The organism is Actinophytocola sp., from assembly GCF_050699915.1.
Taxonomy (GTDB): domain Bacteria; phylum Actinomycetota; class Actinomycetes; order Mycobacteriales; family Pseudonocardiaceae; genus Actinophytocola.
The window spans coordinates 13,819-33,627 of sequence record NZ_JBOHGA010000050.1 but is presented as its reverse complement, the minus strand read 5'-3'; the positions used below and the strand labels follow the sequence as shown (position 1 = coordinate 33,627).

The window sequence follows — 19,809 nt, the reverse complement described above, 5'->3', positions numbered from 1 at the left end:
GGCGTGCGCCGGGCCCAGGCGCGCACCTACGTCGCCCACACGTCGGCGGTCGACGTCGGCGGGCCGGCGATGCTCGTGCTCGACCCGGACCTGCACGTGCGCGTCCAGACGGCGGCGGCCGCCGAGGCGCTGCACCAGCTCAACCCGCCGGACGAGCCCATCCCGGCCATTCCGGCGGCCGCGTACAACGTCGCCGCCGCGCTCGTGGCGCAGGAGCACGGGGTGCCGTTGGGACCGCCGTGGTCCCGGATCCACTTGGGACAGGGACGCTGGCTGACGCTGCGCGCGTCGCGCATCTCGCCGACCGGTGCGAGCGAGGGCGACATCGCCGTCAGCATCGCGGCGAGCACGCCCGTGGAGCGCCTCGAGGTCTTCGCGCTGGCCCACGCCCTCAGCCGCCGGGAACGGGAGGTGCTGGCCGAGCTCGTCACGGGTGCCGACACCCGTGCCCTGGCACGGCGGCTGGTGGTCTCCGAACACACGGTCAACGACCACGTGAAGTCCGTCCTGGCCAAGACGGGCACGACCACGCGCCAGACGCTGCTGTCTCGGATCGCCGGCACGGGATAGCAGCACCGTCGCGTTAGGACCGCCGGCCGCCCGCGGCGTCGTTCAGCCGGCCGTCCGCCAGCGCGACCGCCTCCGCCAGCGTGGTGGTGCCGTTCGCCGCGGCCTTGGCCAGCACGGTCTCGACCGTGCCGGCGATGGCCTCGACCCTCGCCATGGCCGCCTCGGGGTCCAGGCCCTCGGCCTCGCGAGTGAGCGTGTAGATCACGCCGCCCGCGCCGGCCACGAAGTCCGGGACCCACACGATGCCCGCGTCGCGCAGCGCCGCCGCCGCGTCGTCCGACCTCAGCTGGTTGTTCGCCGGGCCCACCACCAGCGGTGCCCGCACTCCCGCGCCGACCACCCCGCCCACCGCCGCCGGGACCAGCACGTCCGCGTCCGTCTCGTACACCCCCGCCACCGGGACGGTCTCGTAGCCGGCGCAGCGCGACTCGATCAGGTCCGCCGCCACCACCGACGCGCCGGCCGACCGCAGGGACGACGCCAGCAGCGAGCCCACCGAGCCCATGCCCACCACCACGACCCGGCGCCCCGACACGGAGGGGGACCCGAACACGGCGGTCAGCCCCGCGCGGATGGCGGCCAGCACGCCGCGCGCCGTCGGGAGGCTCGACGGGCCGGTGCCGCCGTGGGACTCCGGGAGGCAGAAAACGTGACGAGCGAACGATCTCAGGTACACCATGTCGTCCGGCCCGGTACCGATGTCCGGGCCGGCGAGGTAGGACCCGTCGAACGTCGCGATGAGCTCGCCGAGGTCGGCAAGCGCGTCGGCACGCAGCGACGGGGTCACCGGCACCGTCGAGGGCACCGCGATCACGCTCTTCCCACCGCCGAACGGCAGCCCGGCGACCGCGTTCTTGTAGGTCATGCCCCGAGCCAGCCGCAGTGCGTCGGCCAGGCCGTCCTGCCACGTCGGGTACTGCGTCAGCCGGATGCCGCCCGCCGCGGGACCGAGGCGCCGAGAGTGGACCGCCACGGTGACCGGCACGCCGGACCGCGGACCCAGCCGCGTCACGACCTCCTCGTGCTCCCACGGTCCGACCATCTCCGCCTCCTGCCGAGCAGACACCTCGCCGACGGAGCAGATGCTAGGCAGCGGACGAGGCCCGGAGAAGTGGTGGCGCCGTCAGACCGTCCAAAGCCAGTGGACAGAGTGGGCGACGGTCACGGTGAGGGCGAGATGACGATGCCGTAGTCGTGGATCTTGCGGTAGATGGTCGCCCGGGACATGCCGAGCAGCTTCGCCGCCTGGACCTTGTTGCCGCGTGCGTCCTCCAGCCCGTGGACGATCGCGTCGCGTTCGACGGCTTCCATGCGGTTGAGCGGGCGGCGTGAGGCCGTGCGGTACTCGGCCGGCAGGTCGGCCGGCTGGATCACGCCGGCGCGGCGGTGCTGGGTCACCTGCTTGAGGACGCCGTACAGCTGCGCCGAGTTGCCCGGCCACCGGCCGCGGGTCAGCAGGTGCATCGCCGCCGGGGAGCACGTCAGCTCTGCGCCGGGGCACAGCCGGTTCAGCATCAGCGGGACGATCTCGCTCAGGTCCTCGATGTGCCGGCGCAGCGGCGGCACCTCCACCGTGAGCGGGAACAGCGACCAGAACTCCTTCGGCAGCTCCGCGTCGGCGCTCATCGTCAGGGTCACCCAGGGGCCGTCGGCCTGCTTGTTCTCCCGGGCCTGGCGGAACACCGCGGCCAGCGCGCGGGTGACCTCCGGCTCGAGCCGGTCGACGTGCCGGATCACGAGCGTGCCCACCGGGTCGTCGATCAGGTCCGCGCGGACCTCGTCGCAGAGGTGGTCCGGATCGGCGGTCGCGGCGTCGAGCACGTGCATGCGGCCGAGCGAGTTGCGGCGCAGGTGCACCCCGCGGGCCACGGTCAGCTTCCCGACGCCCGACTCTCCGGTCAGGATCAGCCAGTCGCCCCGGTCGTAGCCGGCGTCGACCTGGTGGCAGCACCGCAGCCACGCCGACGCGGAGCCGACCACGCCCGGCAGGAACATCGGCAGGACCGGCCCGCTGATGTTCGCGGGCTCCGCCGCGACCTCGAGCAGCTCGGCCGTGATGACACCGCCGGCGATGTCTCCGGTGTCCCGGTCGGTCACCGGGCGGCAGCGCAGCCGCACCTTGGTACCCGTCGCGAGCGTGGCCATGGCCATGCGCCCACTCTCGGTGAGCAGCTGGTTGGCCCGGCCGATGACGACGGTCTGGTCCACCGGGTCGAGCAGCTGCCGCGCCCGGTCGTTCATCATCACGACGTCGCTGTTCAGAGCGATGACGATGCCCGTGGTGCGGCGACAGGTCTGCAGGTAGGCCCGGAAGAGTGTCAGCTCGCGCATGTCGCTGTAGGTGAGCAGCGCCTGGCGGATCTGCTCGGCGGTACTGCGTGCCAGCGCCACCAGCAGGCCACCGGCGTCGGCCCGCCAGCAGGTCAGGTCGATCGCGCCGACGGTCTTGCCGGAGATCGGATGCCGGATGGGCACCCCGGCGCATGCGAGGTTCTCCAGGTTCTCCGCGTAGTGCTCGTGGCCGAATACGTGCATCGGCCGACCCTCGGCCAGCGCCGTGCCGATGCCGTTGGTCCCGACGAACTGCTCTCCGTAGCTGAAGCCGGGCACGAGCTCGACGCGCTCCAGGTGCCGGTTTAGGTCCGGGTCGCCCGTGTACTGCAGGAGCACGACGCCGGTCGGGTCGGTCAGGATGAGGCTGATGGGCTGGCCGTCGAGCTGGTCGCCGAGCCGGCGCAGCACCGGCGCGGCACTGTGGATCAACGGAGTGTCGAGGTCCGGGCTGCCCACATAGGGCAGGGTGATGCGGTCGGCGGGCACGTCGAGCCGGCGCGAGCGCCACCACGAGGCCAGGATCGACTTGCGCACCTCGTCGGGCTCGACCGCCTCGGTGGTGAGGAAGCGAATCCGGGTGTCGGCCAACCCGTCGTCGTCCGTCGGGATCGGGGTTCGGGTCAGTACCGATTCCGGGGTGCTCGCCGAGTTCGCCACCTTCAGCTCCCTTGCCGCGTGCGCTCCATTCAGCGTAAGCGGCTCCGCCAGATCCTGTTGTCTCAGATTGAGACATCTCGGCACCGACATCGGGCGTCTCATGGAAGGACACACCCCACCTCCGATCGGAGGATGCCATGAACGACCAGCCGGCCGAGACCTACAACCCGTGGACCGTGGTCAACCTCGTCTTCAACCACCTCGCCGAACAGGGCCTGCATCCGACGTTCGGCGCCGCGGGCAACCCGGGCGAGCACGCCGCCGGACTGCTGCACGCGATGGGCATCGAACCCACCTTCGAGGGCGACGCCCGGGTGGGCGCCGAGACCCGCCAGAAGCTGGCCGAGCTGCGAACGAAGATGGCCGAGGAGATCGACCACCACGGCGCGTGATGTCCAATATTGAGACTCGCGACACACGCCACAGGCGTTGTAATCGACGCATCGGACGTGTGCCTGCCGCCCAGTTGGTGACATCCACCAAAAACGGCCGTGGGTATGTGAAATCGCACCGACGGAGCGGTCGGGATTAGGAGCAGACATGAGCCGTCAAAGCGTCGCCAAGGCCCACCAGAAAATCCAGGAACTCTCCTGGGAGCCCGTTTACCACACTCCGGTCTCCCACTACGGAACCGACTACACGTTCCGGAAGGCGAAGAAGAAGGACCCGCTCAAGCAGGTGCTGCGCTCGTACTTCCCGATGCAGGAGGAGAAGGACCACCGCGTGTACGGCGCGGAGGACGGCGCGATCCGCGGCAACATGTTCCGGCAGGTCCAGGAACGGTGGCTGGAATGGCAGAAGCTGTTCCTGAGCATCATCCCGCTGCCCGAGATCTCCGCCGCGCGGGCGATGCCGCTGCTGTTCCGCACGGTGCCGAACCCGGAGCTGCACAACGGCCAGGCGATCCAGATGATCGACGAGGTCCGGCACTCGACGATTCAGCAGAACCTCAAGCGCCTGTACATGAACAACTACATCGACCCGGCGGGCTTCAACTCGAGCCTGCGCAACTTCCAGAACGACTACTGCGGCACCATCGGCCGCCAGTTCGCCGAGGGCTTCATCACCGGTGACGCCATCACCGCCGCGAGCATCTACCTGACGATCGTCGCCGAGACCGCGTTCACCAACACACTGTTCGTCGCCATGCCGGCCGAGGCCGCCGCCAACGGCGACTACCTGCTGCCGACGGTGTTCCACTCGGTGCAGTCCGACGAGTCGCGGCACATCAGCAACGGGTACGCGACGCTGCTGATGGCGCTGTCCGACGAGGGCAACCACCAGCTGCTCGAGCGCGACCTGCGCTACGCCTGGTGGAACAACCACCGCGTGGTCGACGCCGCGATCGGCACCTTCATCGAGTACGGCACCAAGGACCGCCGCAAGGACCGCGAGTCCTACGCCGAGATGTGGCGGCGGTGGATCTACGACGACTACTACCGCAGCTACCTCGTACCGCTGGAGAAGTACGGCCTGGTCATCCCGCACGACCTCATCGAGGAGGCCTGGAACCAGATCTGGAACAAGGGCTACGTGCACGAGGTGGCCCAGTTCTTCGCCACCGGGTGGCTCGCCAACTACTGGCGGATCGACGGGATGACCGACGCGGACTTCGAGTGGTTCGAGTACAAGTACCCGGGCTGGTACGACAAGTACGGGAAGTGGTGGGAGAACTACAACCGGCTGTCGATCCCGAACGGGCACAACCCGATCGCGCTCGAGAACGTCGACTACGTCTACCCACACCGCTGCTGGACCTGCATGGTGCCGTGCCTGGTCCGCGAGGACATGGTCGTCGACCAGGTCGACGGCCAGTGGCGGACGTACTGTCACGAGGCCTGCCGCTGGACGGACGCCGAGGCGTTCCGGCCGACCTTCCAAGGCCGCAACACGCCGAACATGGGCCAGCTGATCGGCTCCCGCGAGTGGGAGACGCTCTACCACGGCTGGAACTGGGCGGACGTGGTGTCGGACATGGGCTTCGTGCGTGACGACGGCAAGACGCTGGTCGCGCAGCCGCACCTGAACCTCGATCCGACGAAGATGTGGACGCTCGACCACCTGCGCCGGTGTCCGCCGCTGCTGAGCCCGAACGTGCTCCTCAACCAGATGTCCGACAGCGAGCGCGCCGACTTCGTGGCCGACTACAACCGCCAGGGTCCGGCCGGCCGGCCGGCGCCCGCCACCTCCTGACCGCCTGCCTGGGGGCGCCCCGGGGAGGACTCCGTCCCGCCAACGGAGTCCTCCCCACGGCAAACCCTGCTCCGCGAGGACAGGCAGACCGGCGATCGGGTGAGGAAGCGATGGCAGACAAGCACGTGGTGCGGTTCGAACCGGTAGGCGTGGAGATCGAGGTCTCGGAGGACCAGACGATCCTGCGCGCCGCCGCGGAGCAGGGCATCATGCTCATGCACGGCTGCAAGGAAGGACAGTGCGCCTCCTGCAAGTCGTTCATCCTCGACGGCGACGACGTCGAGCTCGACCGGTACTCCACCTTCGCGTTGCCCGAGTTCGAAAAGGACGAAGGCTACACGTTGCTGTGCCGCGCGCACGCGTACGAGGACCTCACCATCGAGCTGCTCAACTACGACGAGGAGATGATCCATTCCGGACTTCCGCTGCAACGAGCGGTCGTCGAGGTGGAGTCCAACGAGAACGTCACGCACGACATGCGCCACCTCGTCGTGCGGCTCGTGGAGCCGAAGACGTTCAGGTACTTCCCGGGCCAGTACGTGGACTTCACGATCCCGGGCACGGACTGGACCCGCTCGTTCTCGATGGCCAACCCGCCGAGCACGGACTCCGACCGACTCGAGTTCATCATCAGGGTCTATCCGGACGGCCTGTTCTCGGAGTACCTCGACACCGAGGTGTCCGTGGGCGACCGGCTGGAGATCAACGGTCCTTTCGGCATGTTCACGCTGCGGGACGCGCCGAACAAGCCGCTGGTGTTCGTGGGCGGCGGCGCGGGGATGGCGCCCGTGCTGTGCCTGCTGCGATCCATGGCCGAGCGCGGCATCGACCGGCCGGCGACCTACTTCTACGGCGCACGCCGCCGGCGCGACCTCTGCTTCGAGAAGGAGCTGACCGCGCTGGAGGGTGTGCTGCCGTCGTTCCGGTTCGTGCCGGCGCTCTCCGAGCCGGCGGACGACGAGGACTGGGACGGCGAGACCGGGCTCATCACCGACGTGGTGCGCAGCCGCGCCGCGGACCTCCAGGGCGCCGACGCGTATGTGTGCGGGCCGCCGCCGATGGTCGAGGCGGCGCTCGAGCTGCTACCGGAGCTCGGCGTGGCCGACAAACGCATCTTCTACGACAAGTTCACGACGACCGGCGACCCGGAAGGCCCCTAGCGAGACGCCGGCTGGCGCAAGGGGATCCGCCCGAGAGAAGGAAGTACCCATGACCTCCACCACCGAACGTGCCACAGAACGCAGCGTGCCCAAGCCGGTCTTCACCGACGCCGAAGCCGGCGCCAAGGAGTTCCCGGACTCGAACGCTCGCAGGTTCAACTACTTCAGCCCGCAGAAGCGCAAGCAGAGTCACTACGAGGACGTCACCGTCGAAGTCCAGCCGGACCCGCGGCACTACCTGTCGCAGGGTTGGCTGTACGGCTTCGCCGACGGCAAGGGCGGCTACCCGCTCGAGTGGACCGCGCTCAAGGCATGGGGCAGCGATCGGCCCGTGCCCGAACGCGGCCCCGGATCGGGTGGCAAGGGCTACGACTGGCCGGCACACGGCTGGCACGAGTTCCGCGACCCGAACGAGGAGTGGGAGCTCACGCTCTACCGGTACAACGCCAACGTGGTCCGCCAGCTCAACCAGAACGTCGAGGCCGCCCGCCAGGCCAAGGCGTTCGAGCAGTGGAACCCCAACTGGGTGCAGTTCGTCGCCCAGCACGTCGGCGCGTGGATGCACGTGGACCACGGACTCGGCCTTTACCTGTACGCCAACGCCAACCGCCGGGCGCCGACGAACATGCACAACAACGCGATCTCGGTGAACAGCATGCACCGCATCCGCGCTGCGCAGGACCTCGCGCTGTACAACCTCACGCTCACCGAGGAGATCGACGGCTTCGACGGCTCGGCCCACCTCGCCACGTGGGACTCCGACCCGGCCTGGCAGGGCGTGCGGGACACCGCCGAGGAGCTCACCGGGATCTGGGACTGGTGCGAGGCGATCTTCGCGGCGAACGTGATCTTCGAGCCGCTGGTCGGCGAGATGTTCCGCAGCAACCTGGTCCAGCAGGCCGCCCCGGCGAACGGCGACTTCGTCACGCCGACGCTGATCGGCGCCGAGGAGTACGACTACGCCGAGCGCGACCTGCGCTACACCAAACCGCTGTTCCGGCTGCTCGTCGACGACAAGGAGTTCGCCGACCACAACAAGAAGATCCTGCAGCAGTGGCTGTCCGACTGGGTGCCCCGCTGCATCAAGGCCGCCCGCACGCTGCAGCCGCTGTGGTCGCAGCCGGACGCGAGGCCACCCCGCTTCGAGGACGGTCTCGACCGCGCGAAGAGCCGGTTCGCCGGCATCGTGTCCGACCTGGGTCTGCAAGCACCGAAGGAGTTGAGCCAGTGACCTCCGTCAAGGCCTTCAAGACAGCCGAGAGTCCGTTCAAGCAGGACAACACGGCGTCCAACAAGTGCGGGTTCACGTTGATGAACAACCAGGTCGGCGCGATCGTCGCCCAGGTGATGGAGCGCCAGGACAACGTGACGATCACCCCGCTGCCGTCGATGATCCGCGTCGACGCGGTCGGTCGCATGGACCTCGACTACGCCGAGGTCGACGAGGCGGCCGGCGAGGAGGAGGGCTGGTTCAACGCGGCGGAGTTCGAGGAGAGCATGTCCACCCACTACGGGCGGATGGTGCACCTCGACGACCGGACGATCATGTTCGCCAACCCGGAGGACGCAGCCGAGTACCTCGACTTCGACCTCAAGCCGATCAAGTAACCACACCGCAGAAAACCGATTACCCCTGTGATGCGACCGGTTCGCCGCCGGCGGCAGCCTCCGTCCGCCGGCGGCGACCCGGACCCATCACCCGCGACACAGTGGAGTTGGATCACATGTACACGAAGGACGGCGAGAACTACTTCGTGGTCGACAGCCACACCCACTTCTGGGACGCCAGCCCGGACAACTGGGTGCGCGGCCAGGAACAGTACGCCAAGGGCTGGATCGAGTGCTTCCACGCCTACCAGGGACTCGGCCCGGCCGAGACCCACTGGCCGATCGAGAAGTTCCAGAAGTACTCCGAAGAGACGATGATGCGCGACCTGTTCGAGGACGGGCACGTCGACGTCGCGATCTTCCAGCCGACGAACCTGAAGCAGTGGTACACCAACGGCTTCAACACGACCGAGGTCAACGCGGCGCTGGCCGACAAGCACCCGGGCAAGTTCATCGTGAACTCGAACTTCGACCCGCGCGAGGGCGACGAGGGCCTGAAGGCGTTCGAGGAGCGGGTGAAGCGCTACGGCTGCAAGGGCATCAAGCTCTACACCGCGGAGTGGCGCGGCGACTCCCGCGGCTGGAGCCTGAAGTCCCCCGAGGCGGCGCGCTACTTCGAGAAGTGCCAGGAGCTCGGCGTCAAGAACGTCCACGTCCACAAGGGACCGACGATCTGGCCGCTCGACAAGGACGCCTTCGACGTGTCCGACGTGGACCACGCGGCGACGGACTTCCCCGAGCTGAACTTCATCGTCGAGCACGTGGGCCTGCCGCGCATCGAGGACTTCTGCTTCATGGCCACCCAGGAGCCGAACGTCTACGCCGGCCTCGCCGTGGTCGTCGGCGGCCTGATGCACGCCCGCCCGCGGTTCTTCGCGAAGGTCATGGGCGAGCTGATGTTCTGGCTCGGCGAGGACAAGCTGATCTTCGGCGCGGACTACGCGATCTGGGAACCGCGCTGGCAGGTCGAGGGCTTCGTCGACTGGCAGATGCCCGACGGTGAGGAGTTCTCCGACTACGGCAAGGTCACCGTGGCGCAAAAGAAGAAGATCCTCGGCCTGAACGCGGCGCGCCTCTACGACATCAAGGTGCCCGGTGAGCTGGAGGCGGACAAGGAGCCGACGTCCGAGGCCGTCGGGGTGCCGGCGCCGTGACAGCGACGACGGGGTCCGCCACGGAAACCGTCGGCAGCGAGACGGCGATCTTCCCGGCGGTCTGGTCGGCGCTGGGCACGGTACTGGATCCGGAGCTGGATGAGCCGCTCACCGACCTGGGCTTCGTCGCCCGGTGCGAGGTGACGCCGACGAGCGAGGTGTTCGTCCGGCTCCGGTTGCCGACGTACTTCTGCGCGCCGAACTTCGCGTTCCTCATGGTGGCGGACGCCTACGACGCGGTGTCCGCCGTTCGCGGGGTGCGGCGGACGGTCGTGGAGCTGGACGACCACTTCGCCTCCGACGCGATCAACCGTGGGGTGGCGGCCCGGGCGGGCTTCCGCGGCACGTTCGCCGAGGAGGCCGCCGACGAGCTGGACGGCCTGCGCGCGGACTTCGTGCGCAAGGCCGTGCTCGCCGGCACCGACCGGGTGTGCCGGACGGCGATCAAGGCCGGCGCCGACCCGGAGAGCCTGGCGGGGCTCACCCTGGGCGAGGCGCCGGCGAGCACGGACCGCGAACGGCTGCGGGCCCGCCGGCGCGAGCTCGGCCTGCCGTTCACCGACCGCGACCCGCTGATCGTCGACCCGGCCACCGGTGCCGCGATCGACCCGGCCGACCCGGCGGGCCTGAAGCGACATCTGGGGCTCGCCCGGCTCACCCGGGTGAGTCAGGAGGCCAACTCGGGAGTGTGCCGGGGCATGCTGGGCGCCCGCTACCCCGAGACCGCCCGTGTCACCGCGATACACGGACAGGAGCAGTCATGAGGCAGGAGGCGGAGCAGCCATGAAGGCAGTTCGGTTGCACTCGTACCACAAGCAGCCCGTGATCGAGGAGGTGCCCGAACCCCGGGCGACCGGACCGTTCGACGTCGTGGTCAAGATCGGCGGCGCCGGGGTCTGCCGGACCGACCTGCACATCATCGAGGAGCAGTGGGCGGAGAAGTCCGGCGTCACCCTGCCGTACACGATCGGCCACGAGAACGCCGGCTGGGTGCACGAGATCGGCTCCGCTGTGTCCAATGTGGACGTCGGGGACACCGTGATCCTGCACCCGACGCCGACGTGCGGGCTCTGCCCGGCCTGCCGCGGCGGCGACGACATGCACTGCGACAACTCGACCTTCCCCGGCATCAACACCGACGGCGGGATGGCCGAGTACCTGCTCACGTCCGCGCGCGCGTGCATCAAGCTGGACCCGGAGACCAGGCCGGAGGACGTGGCCGCGTTGGCGGACGCCGGCATCACCGCGTACCACGCCGTGCGCAAGGCGGCGCCGAAGCTGCACCCGGGCACGGTCTGCGTCGTGAACGGCGCCGGCGGGCTCGGTCACATCGGCATCCAGTCGCTGCGCGCGCTGACCGCGACCACGGTGGTCGTCGTCGACCGCAACGCCGCCGCCCTGGACCTCGCGGCCGAGCTCGGCGCGCACCACACCGTCCTGGCCGACGGAAAGCACGTCGAGGCGGTACTCGACCTGACGGGCGGCAACGGGGCCGAGGTCGTGCTCGACTTCGTCGCCGAGCAGGGCGCGCAGCAGGACGCGTTCGCCATGACCCGGCGCAACGGGTCGCAGTTCATCATCGGCTACGGCAGCAACATCGACGTGCCGACGATCGACATCATCTCCACCGAGCGCAACATCGTCGGCAACCTGGTCGGGACCTACAACGACCTGGCCGAGCTGATGGTGCTGGCACAGAGCGGCCAGGTCACGTTGCACACCAAGAAGTACCCGCTGGATGCCGCCCTCGAAGCGCTCGCCGATCTCGACGCGGGCAAGGTCCGAGGCCGGGCGATCCTCACCCCCTGACGAGACAGGAGCACACGATGGCGAAGGAACTGCGTTTCGGTCCGGAGGCCCGCGACCTGCTGCTGTCCGGAGTGGACAAGCTGGCGGAGGCGGTGAAGTCAACGCTCGGCCCCAAGGGTCGCAACGTGATCATCGAGAAGATCACTGGTTCGCCGGTCGTGACCAACGACGGCGTGACCATCGCGCGCGAGATCCACCTCAAGAACCAGTTCGAGAACATGGGCGCGCAGCTGGTGAAGGAAGCCGCGATCAAGACCAACGACGTGGTCGGCGACGGCACGACCACGGCGACGGTCATCGCACAGGCGATCGTCCGCGAGGGCATGAAGGCCATCGCCGGCGGCGGCAACCCGGTGCTGATCAAGCGCGGCATCGACAAGGCGGTCGCCCTGCTGGTCGACCACCTGGAGAAGGTCGCCCATCCGGTGGCGTCCGAACAGGACTACTCGCGGGTGGCCGCGATCTCGGCCAACGACGACGACCACGTCGGCGCCGCCATCGGCCGGGCGCTGCACACGGTCGGCGACACCGGCGTCGTCACCGTCGAGGAGGCGCCGTCCATCGGCATGTCGGTCGACTTCGTGGAGGGCTTCGAGTTCGACAACGGCTACCTTTCGCCGTACCTGGTCACCGACCCGGGCCGGCTCGAGGCGGTGCTCGACGACCCGTACATCCTGATGTGCAGCGAGAAGGTCACCAGGGTCCAGGAGCTGATGCCGATCCTGGACAAGATCATGCGAGACCCGCGGCCGCTCGTGCTCATCGCGGAGAGCGTCGAGGGCACGGCGCTGTCCATGCTCGTGCACAACCACGTCAACGGCGCGTTCCAGTCCGTCGCCGTGCGCGCGCCCGGGTTCGGCGACCGCAGGCTGCACAAGCTCGAGGACCTGGCCTCGGTCGTCGGCGGTGCGGTGCTGAGCAAACACTCCTCGTTCTCGCTGGAGTCGATGACCACACAGCACCTCGGCCGGGCCAAGCAGGTACGGGTCACCGAGAACATGACGACGATCGTCGGCGGCGCGGGGTCCGCCCGGGACGTCGAGTTCCGGGTCAACCAGCTGCGTGCGGAGCGCGAGCGCGCACAGTTCGGTGTGGACGAAGAGGTGCTGACCGAGCGGATCGGCGCGCTGACCGGCAAGGTCGCGGTGATCAAGGTCGGCGCGGCGACGCCGTCCGAGCTCAAGGAGCTGCAGCACCGGGTCGAGGACGCGCTGTCGGCCACCCGGGCGGCGATCGCGGAGGGCATCGTGGCGGGCGGCGGCGCCGCGCTGCTGCACGCCGAGCACGTGCTGAGCGGGCTCGAGCTCACCGGCGACGACGAGATCGGTGCGGCCATCGTCCGCGCGGCTCTGTCCGAGCCGGCATGGCTGATCGCCAGCAACGCGGGCTACCCAGCGGCGGAGGTGCTCGCGAAGAGCCGCGAGCTCGGTCCCGACGAGGGGTTCGACGCGCTGCACGGGCGCTACGTGAACCTCGTCGAGTCCGGGATCATCGACCCGCTGCGGGTCTGCCGCTCCGCCTTGCAGAACGGCGCCTCGGTCGCGGGCCTGCTGCTGACGACGAACTCGCTGATCGCCGAGGAGCAGACCCCGTGGGGCGGCAGCCCCGCGCTGATGACCGAGTTCGGTCCGCTCGACGAGGGCCTGCACCAGCCGTCGCCGGACTCCAGCACGCCGCAGTCGCTGGGTCTCGGGCCGTCGGTCGGCTGACCCCGTACCGCGACAGGAACAGACGAGGTACGGACGCGGGAGGTCACGGCGGTGCTCAAGCGCAATCCGGTCGACGACGTGACCTTCCTCCGTCCGGCGCCCAAGAAGCGCCGGACGGGGATGGTGGTGTACGGCCCCGCGATCGTGGCGAGCATCGCCTACATCGATCCGGGCAACTTCGCCACCAACCTCACGGCGGGCGCCCAGTTCGGCTACACGCTCGTCTGGGTCATCGTGGCGGCCAACGCGATGGCGATCCTGGTGCAGTACCTGTCGGCGAAGCTCGGCCTGGCCACCGGCCGGGACCTGCCGGAGCTGTGCCGCGAGTACATGTCCCGGCCGGTCGCGATCGGACTGTGGATCCAGGCCGAGCTGGTCGCCATGGCCACCGACCTCGCCGAGTTCGTCGGCGCGGCGATCGGGCTCAACCTCCTGTTCGGGGTGCCGATGGCCGTGGCCGGGTTGATCACGGGTGTGATCGCGTTCGGCCTGCTGGCCCTGGAGCAGCGTGGCTACCGGCGCTTCGAGCTCGCGATCGCCGGGCTGTTCGGCATCGTGTTCCTCGGCTTCGCCTACAACGTGATCTGGGTCGGTGCGGACAGCACGGCCGTCGCGGCGGGCCTCGTCCCGAGCTTCGCCGGCACCGACAGCGTGCTGCTCGCCGTCGGGATCATCGGCGCGACGGTGATGCCGCACGTGATCTACCTGCACTCGGCGCTGACGAAGAACCGGGCCCGCTGGCACGACGAGCCGTCGCGGCGGCGGGTGCTGCGCTCGCAGCGCATCGACGTCGCGATCGCGCTCGGCGCCGCCGGCGTGACCAACCTGATGATCCTGATCCTGGCCGCGTCGCTGCTGCACGACAGCGGTGGCGTCGGCAGCGCGGACCCGATCGAGTTCACCCATTCCGAGCTGGGTCGGGTCGTGGGCGGTGGCGCCGCGCTCGCCTTCGCCGCGGCACTGCTGGCGTCCGGACTGTCCTCCTCCAGCGTCGGCACCTACGCCGGGCAAGTCGTGATGCAGGGCTTCATCCGCCGACGAGTCCCGCTGCTGCTCCGTCGCGGGATCACGATGCTGCCCGCACTGGTCGTGCTCGCCCTGGAGCTGCCCGCCACCCAGGTTCTGGTCATCTCGCAGGTGACCCTGTCGTTCGGCATCCCCTTCGCCCTGGTGCCGTTGCTACTGCTGACCCGACGCAAGGACCTGATGGGCGTATTCGTGAACCGCCGGGTGACCACCACCACCGCGGCGTGCTGCGCGGCGTTGATCATCGGCCTCAACACGTTCCTCATCGTGGGAACGTTCGGGTGATGAGCGCGCGCCGCGTGTCCACACGACCGACGCCGGCGACCGTCCGGCAGCGGTTGGCCCGGTCGCGGGCGGGGCGAGTCGCGGCGCCCGTCCCGCGACCGGGCGTACAGTTCGGCACGAGGCCACTATGGACCTGACCACCGCACGCGAGATCGCCATCGCGCTGGTCGTGCCCGGCGCGGCGTCGATGACGTGCTACCACCTCGCGCTGAAGTCGTTCCACGTCGATCTGTTGCCCAGCGCGCTGTTCGCGCGCGTCCAGTGGTGGCGCGACCACCTCACCGCCACGCTCGGCGTCAGCGCCTGCCTCCTGCTCGCCGGGGTGCTCGGCCTGCTCCTGCTCTGAGCTCGCCATTCTCGGAATTCGCCGGGAAATGTTACGCGGCCATTCGGGTGTGAATCGCGGAATGCTCGCCACACGTCCGGCGGTAGGTGGCCGTGACTGGCGCTGAGTAACCTCTTGTCGACTCACTGGGAAATTATCCGACCCAGCAGAGTCGCGGTTCCCCTTTCCCTGCATCGCGAACCGAAGGAATACACAATCATGAGACGCACCTCAGTGGCGCGCGCCTGCGCCACCGCCTTACTGGCGGCGGGACTCAGCGCCGCCTTCATCACCCCGGCCGCCGCAACCGCCGACCTCGCGCCGACGTCCGCCACGTCGGCGCCGAAGGTCACCCAGGCGATGTCCGAGGCGCTGCAACGCGACCTCGGCCTGTCGGCCGACCAGGTGACGACCCGGCTGGCCCAGGAGGAGACCGCGCGGGCCGTCGAGCGGGCCACCCGCGCGGCGCTCGGCGACAGCTACGCGGGCAGCTGGTTCGACCCGAAGTCGGGCACGCTGGTCACGCAGACGACGGACCGGGCGAAGGCCGCGCGCGTGAGCGACGGCGTCACCGCCCGGGTCGTCTCGCACAGCCGCGCCGAGCTCGACGCGGTCAAGACCCGGATCGACCGGTTCGCCGGCAAGGCGGCGCCGCGGGCGATCAACGGCTGGCACGTCGACGACAAGACCAACAGCGTCACCGTGGCCGTGAACCGGCACAAGCTCGACGCGGCTGCCGAGGCGTTCCTGTCGTCGGTCGAGGGCATGCACACGTCCGTCCGGGTGGTCGAGGAGACGCACTCCCCGCAGACCTACGCCGATGTCGTCGGCGGCTGGCCGTACTGGATGAACTTCTCCGGACGCTGCTCGATCGGCTTCGCCGTCCACGGCGGGTTCGTCAGCGCCGGCCACTGCGGCACCCCGGGCACCACGGCGAGCGACAGCAACGGCGCCGTGCTGGGCTCGTTCGCCGGATCCACCTTCCCCGGCAACGACTACTCGTTCATCAGCACCAACGCGGGCGTGACCCTCTGGGGCTACATGGAGGGCTACGACGGCTACTGGTACTACGTCTACGGCTCGGCACAGGTCCCGGCCGGCTCGGGCATCTGCCGCTCCGGCTCCACGACGGGCATGTGGTGCGGCACGCTGCTCGACCGCGGCTGGACGGTCAACTACCCGCAGGGCACCGTCTACAACCTGACCCGCACGAACGTCTGCGCCGAGCCCGGCGACTCGGGCGGCTCGTGGCTCAGCGCGAACCAGGCGCAGGGCGTCACCTCCGGTGGCTCGGGCAACTGCTCCTCCGGTGGCACCACGTACTACCAGGAGGTCAACCCGATCCTGTCGGCCTACGGCCTGACGCTCCTCACCAGCAGCTGAACACCGTCCTGGCGGCTCCGGCCCGACCGGAGCCGCCAGGCTCACGGCTGGTCGTGGGCGATGTCGACGACGAGCTTGCGCACCTGGTCGGCCTCGTCGAGTTGGGTGAACGCGCGGAAGGGCAGCTTCTCCCGGACACCCACGGCGAGGGTGCTCTGGCCTTCGAACGAGCCGGCGAACCGCACCGCGCGCAGACTGGACCAGCCGGCGAGCTGTTCGGGGCTGTAGAAGTAATGGCCGATCTCGCCGAGCTGCCGGCCCGGCTGGTGCCCGCCGCTGTCGTAACCCTGTGCCGACGCGCGCACGATGACCTGCAGCGCCGCGTCGCCGTCGACCGGGACCGGTTTGCCGGCGCCGTCCGTGGTGACTTCTGGGACGTAGCCGACCAGGAACCCGACCTCGGCCGGTCCGTTGATGTCCAGCACCAGACGGTCGTAGCAGTCGTGCCGACCGGCTCGCACGTGGTAGAGCTCGTCGGTGGACATGGAGTCCGCCCGCGTGTCCTTCGTGGCCCACTCTCGGGTCTCCGCACAGTCGACGGGCGACGGATCCGCGACGTCCGAAGTGGACTGACCGGATGTGCTTCGGCCCGAGGACGTCGGCGCCCCGCTCGCCGTCCCCGCATCGGAGTCGCAGGCCGTGACCAAGGCGGCCGTGGCGACGCACACCGCCGCCACGATCGTGAACCGTCGCATCAGCTTTTCCTTCCCCGAACATCTCTCGCTGGTAAGGACGCCGGGCAAGGCGGGAGGTTGACTCGCCGGGCAGTCGTCCTTTTGGGACGGCTGCCCGACTGGTCTCATCGACGCCAGATCACCGCGTGCGGTACCAGGCCGTCCGTCGTGGTGGGGTTGGAGCCGGCGATCACGCCACGTTCGTTGATGTCGCTCGCGACAGTGGCGCGGGTCAGGCCGGGCAGGTAGGTCGTCCGGCCCCGTTCCCAGACGAAGGCACCGTCATTGCTGTTGCCCACGACCTGGGCGCGGCCGTTGATCCCCATCGGCTGGATGAAGGTGAAGTCGACCTCGCCGGACGGCGGCGCGATCCCGACGAAACTGCCGCGTTGCCACACGAAGCCCCCGGTGCTGAACGAGTCCCAGTGCAGGCCGGCGACCGTGCCGTGTCGGTTGACGGCCGTGGCCTGGGTCGTCTGCGTCGTCAGCACCGTCCGGTCACCGTGCCACCACCGGACCGCGTTATCGCCGGAGGCACCCACGATCTGACCGCGGTCGTTGACGTCCCACGCCAGGCTGTTGCTGCCGTCGAGCATGGCCGGCACGCCGCGGCGCCAGGTGACCGCTCGCAGCAACCCATCCGCGTCGGCCGCGCTCCAGCCGACGATGAGGCTCCGGTCGTTGATGGCCGAGGCGTAGCCCTGACCAGTGCCCGCGGGCGTCCGGAGCTCGACCAGGCGGCCCTTGCGCCAGAGCACCGCCTTGGTGCCGCCCATCTCGTCGTCCCACTGGTAGCCCACGACCTCGCCCAGGTTGTTGACGTCGGTCGGCATGAACACGCCGAGGTCGGTGGTCCGGCCGTCCCGCCACAGGAACGCCCCGCCGTCGCCGCGGGTGCCGACCACGTGACCGCGGTCGTTGATCGCCCACGCGACGCTGTTGTCGCCGGTGCCGAGATCGAGCATCCGCCACGATGTCGGCGCCGCCGTCGCAGCAGCCGGTAGCGCGAGCGGTACCAATAACGCACCCACGATCCCCATTGCCAATTTTCTGAATCTGTTGCCGAACATGACACTCCCCGTTTCTGGCGGCGTGGCCGCCGTCGCACCAATGTGTGATGTGAAGACGGCGCACCGAGCAGCAGGTTGACCCGAGCGGCCGACATTGCCCGCCGGCACTTGGCCGACTACCACTGGTCACCGCGAGAGTGGTAGAACACCGGCGCCCGGTCCAAAGTCGACTCGACCGACCCCTGACGCTTGCGAGGCACGATGGATGTCACCGACGGTCCCGCCATCACTACGGAAAGGCGGCCGTCGAGCGCGCTCGGCATCACGCTGCTGGTGCTCGCCGAGGTGCTGGTGCTCAACACCGCGCTCGGACCGCTCGGCGCCGGCCTCCTCGCCCTTCCGGTGACGGAGACGATGGGCAACCAGCTGACCGGCCTGGAACTGGTGTCCGCACTGCTCGTCGCGCCGCTCGCGACCATCGCCGGCGTCGGCGCGCTGCGCGGTCACCGCGCCGCCCCGGCGCTGGGCTTCGCGGTGGGCGGCTACTGCGCCTTCATGTTCGTGCCGTACGTCGTCGGCCCCGGCCGCGACGGTTACGCCGTGGCGCCGCTGGTCCACATCGCGCTGTTCGGGCTCGGGTTCGCGGCTACCGCGCTGGCGTGGCGATCCGCCGACCCCGACCGGATGCCGCCGCTGACGGCGCGCCGGCGGGCCCTGGGCGCGCTGCTCTTGGTCCTCGCGGCGTTCGTGCTCTCTCGCTACATCCCGGCGCTCATCGGCGGGATCAAGGGCGGTGGCCCGCTGCCCGCCGAGTACACCGACGCCCCCGGCTTCTTCTGGTCGATCTTCATGCTCGACCTCGGCATCGTGGTCCCCGGCACCGCGGCCGTCGGCATCGCGCTGCTGCGCGGCAAGGCGTCGGCACGGCCCGCCCTGTACGCGATCGTCGCCTGGTTCGCCCTCGTCCTGCCCGCCGCCGCGGTCATGGCCGTGCTGATGGTCGTCAAGCACGACCCGCACGCCTCGAACGGTCAGACGATCGTCTTCGTCGCCGTGGCGGCGGTGTACCTCGTCATCGCCGTGACGATCTCCCGACCGCTGTACGGCCCGCGAAGGTCATGAACTGCACATATTCGCTCATCGGGCCCAACGGGAGCGGCAAGTCCACGCTGTTGCGAGCGATCGCCCGGCTGCACCCGCCGATCGCGGGCGAGGTCACCGTCGCCGACGGCGCCGATCTGCGCACGCTGTCCAGCCGCGACCTCGCGCGGCGGATCACCTTGCTGGGCCAGCACCGGACGACGCCCGGCGGGCTGTCGGTCCGCGAACCGGTCGAGTTCGGCCACCACCCACACCGCTCCCGCTGGGGCGGCCGCGACCCCGAGGGTCCCGCGGCCGTCGACCGCGCGATGGCGCTCACCGGCCTCGCCGCGTTCGCGAGCGGCCGGTGCAGGCCCTGTCCGGCGGGCAGGCGCAGCGAGTCTGCGATCATCGGCGCGCCCTACTTCGTGTGGCTGCTGTACCGCAGCCGATTACGCCCCGTTTGAACCCGCGTCCGCACGGTGACCGAATTAACGGTAATGTCCAAGTTCGGGTTTCATTCGTTCAACGAGAGGTTGCCGACATGGGTCTGTTCGACTCCATCCGCGAGAAGGCCACCGAGTTGCTGGGCGGCGCTTCCGAGCAGGTCTCCGGTCTCGCCGACAACCTCCCCGGCGGCCAGGCCGTCGAGGACCTGACCGGATCCGCCACCGACGCCGCCCAGGACCTGGGCACGAACGCCACCGACGCCGCCCAGGACCTGGGTACGACGGCCACGGACTCGGTCGGCGGCGTCACGGACACCGTCAGCGGCACGATCGCCGAGACGACCGAGACGGCGGGCGAGGCGGTCGACCCTTACAAGCCGTAG

General features: G+C 69.5%; 20 protein-coding genes. 16 read left to right on the top strand and 4 right to left on the bottom strand.

Annotated features, from left to right (window positions below):
- A partial coding sequence (locus ACRDSK_RS12130; RefSeq protein WP_431440458.1) for a LuxR C-terminal-related transcriptional regulator occupies positions 1–570 on the top strand: 570 nt, incomplete at its 5' end.
- Positions 571–583: 13 nt separating this feature from the next.
- Here ACRDSK_RS12130 and ACRDSK_RS12125 read toward each other — a convergent pair.
- Together ACRDSK_RS12125 and ACRDSK_RS12120 are read right to left on the bottom strand one after the other, a co-directional pair.
- Complete coding sequence (locus tag ACRDSK_RS12125) at positions 584–1,612, bottom strand: Glu/Leu/Phe/Val dehydrogenase dimerization domain-containing protein (RefSeq protein WP_431440457.1); 1,029 nt, start codon at positions 1,610–1,612, stop codon at positions 584–586.
- A gap of 119 nt (positions 1,613–1,731) precedes the next feature.
- Positions 1,732–3,561 carry a sigma-54-dependent Fis family transcriptional regulator gene (locus tag ACRDSK_RS12120; RefSeq protein WP_431440455.1) on the bottom strand — a complete coding sequence of 610 codons (1,830 nt, stop codon included), beginning with the start codon at positions 3,559–3,561 and terminating at the stop codon, positions 1,732–1,734.
- 137 nt (positions 3,562–3,698) lie between these two features.
- On the opposite strand from ACRDSK_RS12120, the gene ACRDSK_RS12115 reads away from it, so the two are divergent.
- The 12 genes from ACRDSK_RS12115 (at position 3,699) to ACRDSK_RS12060 (ending at position 16,213) form a co-directional block, all read left to right on the top strand.
- Positions 3,699–3,953 carry a hypothetical protein gene (locus ACRDSK_RS12115; protein WP_431440453.1) on the top strand — a complete coding sequence of 85 codons (255 nt, stop codon included), beginning with the start codon at positions 3,699–3,701 and terminating at the stop codon, positions 3,951–3,953.
- A 148-nt stretch (positions 3,954–4,101) separates the two neighbouring features.
- On the top strand, positions 4,102–5,754 hold the full coding sequence (locus ACRDSK_RS12110) for a methane monooxygenase (protein ID WP_431440451.1): 1,653 nt from the start codon (positions 4,102–4,104) through the stop codon (positions 5,752–5,754).
- 110 nt (positions 5,755–5,864) lie between these two features.
- Positions 5,865–6,914, top strand: a complete 1,050-nt coding sequence (locus ACRDSK_RS12105) for an NADH:ubiquinone reductase (Na(+)-transporting) subunit F (RefSeq protein ID WP_431440449.1) — start codon at positions 5,865–5,867, stop codon at positions 6,912–6,914.
- Between the two features lie 49 nt (positions 6,915–6,963).
- Positions 6,964–8,145, top strand: a complete 1,182-nt coding sequence (locus ACRDSK_RS12100) for a toluene hydroxylase (protein ID WP_431440448.1) — start codon at positions 6,964–6,966, stop codon at positions 8,143–8,145.
- Positions 8,142–8,522 (top strand): propane 2-monooxygenase effector subunit MimD, encoded by a 381-nt coding sequence (gene mimD, locus ACRDSK_RS12095; protein ID WP_431440446.1) that lies wholly within the window; start codon positions 8,142–8,144, stop codon positions 8,520–8,522. Before ACRDSK_RS12100 ends, mimD begins: the two co-directional genes overlap by 4 nt.
- A gap of 116 nt (positions 8,523–8,638) precedes the next feature.
- Positions 8,639–9,676 carry an amidohydrolase family protein gene (locus ACRDSK_RS12090; protein WP_431440445.1) on the top strand — a complete coding sequence of 346 codons (1,038 nt, stop codon included), beginning with the start codon at positions 8,639–8,641 and terminating at the stop codon, positions 9,674–9,676.
- Positions 9,673–10,440 carry an iron-sulfur cluster assembly protein gene (locus ACRDSK_RS12085; protein ID WP_431440444.1) on the top strand — a complete coding sequence of 256 codons (768 nt, stop codon included), beginning with the start codon at positions 9,673–9,675 and terminating at the stop codon, positions 10,438–10,440. The genes ACRDSK_RS12090 and ACRDSK_RS12085 overlap by 4 nt, the downstream gene beginning before the upstream one ends.
- A gap of 19 nt (positions 10,441–10,459) precedes the next feature.
- On the top strand, positions 10,460–11,485 hold the full coding sequence (locus tag ACRDSK_RS12080; protein WP_431440443.1) for an NAD(P)-dependent alcohol dehydrogenase: 1,026 nt from the start codon (positions 10,460–10,462) through the stop codon (positions 11,483–11,485).
- 17 nt (positions 11,486–11,502) lie between these two features.
- Positions 11,503–13,194, top strand: a complete 1,692-nt coding sequence (groL, locus tag ACRDSK_RS12075; RefSeq protein ID WP_431440441.1) for a chaperonin GroEL — start codon at positions 11,503–11,505, stop codon at positions 13,192–13,194.
- 51 nt (positions 13,195–13,245) lie between these two features.
- Positions 13,246–14,505 carry an Nramp family divalent metal transporter gene (locus tag ACRDSK_RS12070; RefSeq protein ID WP_431440440.1) on the top strand — a complete coding sequence of 420 codons (1,260 nt, stop codon included), beginning with the start codon at positions 13,246–13,248 and terminating at the stop codon, positions 14,503–14,505.
- Positions 14,506–14,632: 127 nt separating this feature from the next.
- Positions 14,633–14,851: a hypothetical protein gene (locus tag ACRDSK_RS12065; RefSeq protein ID WP_431440438.1), complete on the top strand. Its 219-nt coding sequence runs from the start codon at positions 14,633–14,635 to the stop codon at positions 14,849–14,851.
- Between the two features lie 198 nt (positions 14,852–15,049).
- Positions 15,050–16,213: a S1 family peptidase gene (locus tag ACRDSK_RS12060; RefSeq protein WP_431440437.1), complete on the top strand. Its 1,164-nt coding sequence runs from the start codon at positions 15,050–15,052 to the stop codon at positions 16,211–16,213.
- Between the two features lie 41 nt (positions 16,214–16,254).
- Here the strand turns inward: ACRDSK_RS12060 and ACRDSK_RS12055 are convergent, their stop codons facing one another.
- Both ACRDSK_RS12055 and ACRDSK_RS12050 read right to left on the bottom strand, forming a co-directional pair.
- Positions 16,255–16,908, bottom strand: a complete 654-nt coding sequence (locus ACRDSK_RS12055; protein WP_431440436.1) for an AMIN-like domain-containing (lipo)protein — start codon at positions 16,906–16,908, stop codon at positions 16,255–16,257.
- A gap of 104 nt (positions 16,909–17,012) precedes the next feature.
- The gene (locus ACRDSK_RS12050; protein ID WP_431440434.1) at positions 17,013–17,852 is read right to left on the bottom strand and encodes a hypothetical protein; all 840 of its coding nucleotides are present in this window, start codon (positions 17,850–17,852) and stop codon (positions 17,013–17,015) included.
- Positions 17,853–18,158: 306 nt separating this feature from the next.
- Here ACRDSK_RS12050 and ACRDSK_RS12045 point away from each other — a divergent pair, with 306 nt between their 5' ends.
- The 3 genes from ACRDSK_RS12045 to ACRDSK_RS12035 all read left to right on the top strand — a co-directional run bounded on the left by ACRDSK_RS12045 (position 18,159) and on the right by ACRDSK_RS12035 (position 19,809).
- Positions 18,159–19,019, top strand: a complete 861-nt coding sequence (locus ACRDSK_RS12045) for a hypothetical protein (RefSeq protein WP_431440432.1) — start codon at positions 18,159–18,161, stop codon at positions 19,017–19,019.
- Entirely contained in the window at positions 19,016–19,444 is a 429-nt protein-coding gene (locus ACRDSK_RS12040) for an ATP-binding cassette domain-containing protein (protein WP_431440431.1), read from the top strand. Before ACRDSK_RS12045 ends, ACRDSK_RS12040 begins: the two co-directional genes overlap by 4 nt.
- Before the next feature lie 77 nt (positions 19,445–19,521).
- Positions 19,522–19,809, top strand: a complete 288-nt coding sequence (locus tag ACRDSK_RS12035; RefSeq protein ID WP_431440429.1) for a hypothetical protein — start codon at positions 19,522–19,524, stop codon at positions 19,807–19,809.